General features: G+C 28.1%; 6 protein-coding genes. 5 read left to right on the top strand and 1 reads right to left on the bottom strand.

The features are described from left to right. From ACTHW2_RS10825 to ACTHW2_RS10845, 5 genes are all read left to right on the top strand, one after another. Window positions 1–490 (top strand): HD domain-containing protein (locus tag ACTHW2_RS10825; RefSeq protein ID WP_442263932.1); only part of this gene is annotated, 490 nt, incomplete at its 5' end. A 99-nt stretch (window positions 491–589) separates the two neighbouring features. Continuing rightward, window positions 590–1,408 carry a PHP domain-containing protein gene (locus ACTHW2_RS10830; RefSeq protein WP_442263933.1) on the top strand — a complete coding sequence of 273 codons (819 nt, stop codon included), beginning with the start codon at window positions 590–592 and terminating at the stop codon, window positions 1,406–1,408. Continuing rightward, a complete protein-coding gene (locus tag ACTHW2_RS10835; protein ID WP_442263934.1) occupies window positions 1,409–1,789 on the top strand; it encodes a PadR family transcriptional regulator in 381 nt (126 codons plus the stop codon). Window positions 1,790–1,814: 25 nt separating this feature from the next. Continuing rightward, the gene (locus ACTHW2_RS10840; protein WP_442263935.1) at window positions 1,815–3,005 is read left to right on the top strand and encodes a pyridoxal phosphate-dependent aminotransferase; all 1,191 of its coding nucleotides are present in this window, start codon (window positions 1,815–1,817) and stop codon (window positions 3,003–3,005) included. Window positions 3,006–3,235: 230 nt separating this feature from the next. Further along, window positions 3,236–4,201 (top strand): tyrosine recombinase XerC, encoded by a 966-nt coding sequence (locus ACTHW2_RS10845; protein WP_442263936.1) that lies wholly within the window; start codon window positions 3,236–3,238, stop codon window positions 4,199–4,201. 17 nt (window positions 4,202–4,218) lie between these two features. Here ACTHW2_RS10845 and yneA read toward each other — a convergent pair whose 3' ends face one another. Next, entirely contained in the window at window positions 4,219–4,524 is a 306-nt protein-coding gene (gene yneA, locus ACTHW2_RS10850) for a cell division suppressor protein YneA (protein ID WP_442263937.1), read from the bottom strand. Between the last annotated feature and the right edge of the window lie 196 nt (window positions 4,525–4,720).

A 4,720-nucleotide genomic window follows, 5' to 3' on the forward strand; every position in this document is an offset into this window, starting at 1 on the left:
TAGAATAGCAAGCAGAGCAGGATTACTTCATGATATAGGCAAGGCTGTAGACCATGAAATTGAAGGTCCTCATGTAGATATAGGGGTAGACTTAGCTAAGAAATATAGAGAATCTAGGGAAGTAGTCCATGGTATAGCAGCACATCATGGTGACTTAGAAGCTACTACGATAGAAGCTATATTAGTACAAGCAGCTGATGCTATTTCTGCTGCTAGACCAGGAGCTAGAAGAGAGTCTTTAGAAAATTATGTTAGAAGATTAGAAAAACTTGAGGATATTGCTAATTCAATTGAAGGAGTAGAAAAATCATTTGCTATTCAAGCTGGTAGAGAAATAAGAATTATGGTTAAACCAGAAGAAGTGAACGAGGCTAATACTATTCATACAGCACGAGAAATAGTAAAGAGAATAGAAAGTGAACTAGACTATCCTGGACAAATCAAAGTAAATGTTATTAGAGAAACTAGATCTATTGAATATGCAAAATAATATTTAATTTAATAGATTAATATAAATTTAAACAATATAAAAGAAACCTGCCTAGGCAGGTTTCTTTTATATTGTTTAAAGAAAGAGGTGGTAATAAATATGAAATTTGATTTACATGTTCATACTAACTATTCCGATGGTAAATTTACACCCAATAAAGTCATAGACTTGTCTATCGAAAGAAACTTAAATGGCATTGCTATAACTGATCATGATACAGTTGATGGCATTGAAGAAGCAATAGAATATAGTAAACAATATAAAAACTTCAAAATTATACCTGGGATAGAATTAGGGTGTCTTTATAATGGTGAAGAAGTTCATATCCTTGGATATTTTATTAATTATAAATCTAAAGAAATATTAAATGCGACAAGATTACTTAAATCAAATAGGATTCAAAGAGGTAAAAAGATAATAGAAAAGCTAAGAAAATTAAATATTGATATAAATGTAGATGAAGTTCAAAATTTAAGTAAAAAGGATTTTGTAGGTCGGGCTAATATAACAAGAACCTTAGTAAATAAAAACTATGTTTCTTCTGTATATGAAGCTTTCGATAAATATTTAAACATGAATGCTAAAGCATATGTAGAAAGAAAAGCACTTAGCATAAATGAGTCTATAAATTTGATCCATAAAGCAGATGGAGTAGCCATATTAGCACATCCTGGTATATTGAAAAATAAAGAAACAATAATTAATTATTGTATAAAAAAAGGAATACAGGGTATTGAATGTATACAGTCGAAACACTCACAAAAAGATGTTGATTTCTTTAAAGCCTTCTCCCACGAAAATAATTTATTAATAACTGGAGGATCGGATTTCCATGGTGATAAAATAGGTAAAGAATTGCTTTTGGGAAAATATTTTGTAGGTGAATACGAAGTCTCACGAATTAAGGAGCTGATATAAATGAGTTTGTATAAAGGGAAAAGACAACGCCAATTCCCAACTACAATTGGTACTACAACATTTGTTAAGATTTATATATTACATTTGTTAAACGAAAAACATTATTATGGTAATGAATTGAAAGATGAAATAAGTAAAAGAGTAGATTTAAAATGGAGTCCAAGTCCAGGAATGATTTATCCACTTTTAAGAGAGCTTGAATCTTCATCTTATATTGAAGGATGGTGGGATGAACCCACTAAAAGATCTATAAGGAGATATAAAATTACAGATTCAGGAATAAAGCATTATAATAATCTTGTATTAAAACATAGATCTTCTTTCAATGATTCTTTAATTATTATAAAAAGTGTGTTAAAAGATATATATGGTGAAAAATAAATTTACCAGGAGGTATTTATAAATTATGAAATCTAGATTATCAAATAAAGTACTTAATACTCAGCCATCACTAACTTTAGGTATTTCTTCCAAAACAAAAAATATGAAAGATCAAGGTATAGATATAATTAACTTTAGTATAGGTGAACCTGATTTCAATACACCTGAAAATATTCAAAAGAAAGGTATAAGAGCTATTAAAGAAGGTTTAACAAAATATACAGCTTCATCTGGGATAAATGAACTTAAAAAGGCTATATGTTCTAAGCTAAAAAAAGATAATTATTTAGACTATAATATTGAAAATATAATAGTCTCTAATGGAGCTAAACATTCTATATATAATACATTGATGACAATACTTAATCCTGGTGATGAGGTTATAATTGGAATTCCATATTGGGTGAGTTATCCTGAAATGGTTAAGCTCTCTGGAGGAGTTCCTGTGTTTATTAAAACTAATTCAGAAGACAATTTTAAATTTACAATCAATGCCTTAAATAAGGCTAAAACTCCTAAAACAAAGGTTCTTATATTAAATACTCCAAATAATCCTACAGGTTCTGTATATACCAAGGCTGAATTATTGGATATAGCCAATTGGGCAGTTGATAATAATATATTTATATTATCTGATGAAATATATGAAAAATTGATTTATAATGATATAAAACATACTTCAATTGCTTCATTAAATGAGGATGTTAAAAAAATAACAATAACTATAAATGGAGTATCTAAAGCTTATGCTATGACTGGTTGGAGAATTGGATATGCTGCAGCTCATAAAGATATAATAGAAGGAATGAACAACATTCAAAGCCATTCTACATCTAATCCTTGTTCTATATCACAATATGCAAGCTTAGAAGCTTTAACTGGAGATCAATCAAAGATTTTAGATATAAACAAACAGTTTGCTACAAGAAAAAATTATATCGTTGAAGCTATAAATAATATAGATGAATTAAGTTGCATAAATCCAGAAGGCGCTTTTTATGTAATGGTAAATTTTTCAAAATTGCTCGATAAAAACATTGAAGGAACAATTATCAAAAATTCTTTAGATTTTAGTAATCTTTTATTGGATAAAGCAAAAGTTGCTGTAGTGCCTGGAATAGCATTCGGAGATGATAATTATGTTAGATTATCGTATGCGACTTCACTAGATAACATAAAAGAGGGCATTAATAGAATTAAATCTCTATTAGAATAGAATTCATAAGAAGGGCATTATAGCAGCTTTAAATGGCCTGTGTACGGTTTTCTTGTTTTGCAATGCTATTGACTGGAATGCACCCTCATTTGTCGACGTAGCTTATTTTGTGGCTTGTTTTGCGTTAGATACAATAAATAAATTTATAAATTTATTTATTGTATCTAACATTAGTCACAAAATAGTTATTTTGTGACTAATGTTAGAAAAAGATAGAAAGGATGATGTTTATGTCAGAAATACCAACTATACTTGATGATTATTTAAATTATATGGAATTTATCAAAGGAATATCATCAAACACAACAAAAGAATATTTTTTGGATTTAAGAACCTTCTTTAAATTTTTAAAAATAAGATATGGACTAATTGATAGAAAAACAGAATTTAGAGATATTGATATTGAAGATGTTGATATTGAATTAATAAAAAAAGTTACTATACAAGATTTGCATTCTTACATATCTTATGTTGATAGAAAACGCAATAATAAAAATCTCACAAAATCAAGAAAGGTTGCTTCTCTTAGATCTTTCTTTGATTATCTATATTCTAAATTAAAGCTTATTGATGAAAACCCGGCCCTCCAGCTGGAGTCTCCTAAATCAAACTCTAGGCTTCCTGTGTATCTTACTTTAGAACAATCTAATGAGTTGTTGAATGCAGCTTTAGCTAATAAAAATGAAGAATATAGTAAAAGAGACTATGCTATAATTATGATCTTTTTAAATTGTGGACTGAGATTATCAGAGTTATCTAGTATAGATATCAATAAAATAAAAGATGATGATACACTTACAGTAATAGGAAAAGGTAACAAAGAAAGAACTATTTTTTTAAATAACGCTTGTAGTGAAGCCATAGATGATTATCTAATAGTTAGGCCTAAAAAAACAAAAGATAATAAAGCTTTATTTATAAGCAAACAAAAAAACAGATTAAGTAACAGAGCTATACAGCATATGATAGATAAATATTTAAAAGAAATTGGCTTAGATACTAGCATCTATTCAACCCATAAACTACGACATACAGCTGCTACTCTAATGTATAAGTATGGTAACGTAGATATAAGAGCTCTTCAGGAGATTTTAGGTCACGAGTCTGTAGCAACAACTCAAATATATACTCACATTGACAATGATAGATTAAGAGATGCTGTTAAAAGCAATCCATTGTCAAATAGAAAAAAATAGCCCTATTCAAAATAAGGCTATTTTTTTATTGAAGGAATTTTAATTTTGTCTCCTGGTTTTATTATTACATCATCTAAATTATTAAGAGTTCTTATTTCCGTAACTATATCTCTTGGGTCAGTATTTATATGATTATGATCTAAAGCAATACTCCAAACAGTATCACCAGATTGCACATATATTTCTTCATAATTTAGATTAGAAGAAACATCTTCAGCTCTGCTAAAAGATTTGAAAAACCAAAGCATAGAAAAAGAAATATATACAACAACAATAACAAATCCATAAAACCTAATCTTATTTACAATTTTATATTTTTTCATGATATACACCTCGCACAAAAGTTCTGAACAATCGTTCTATACTTATATAATACACAAACTCTTGTTCTTTGTCAAGCGATTTCATCAAAAAAGAACCTTTGTTTGAATTAATCATATATATATGCTATAATTATAATTAATCCTGAATTATTCACGAAACTTTAACCTAGCCAAAAAATTAATTATTTAAATTTTA

Source organism: Tissierella sp., from assembly GCF_052089545.1.
Lineage (GTDB): Bacteria > Bacillota > Clostridia > Tissierellales > Tissierellaceae > Tissierella_A.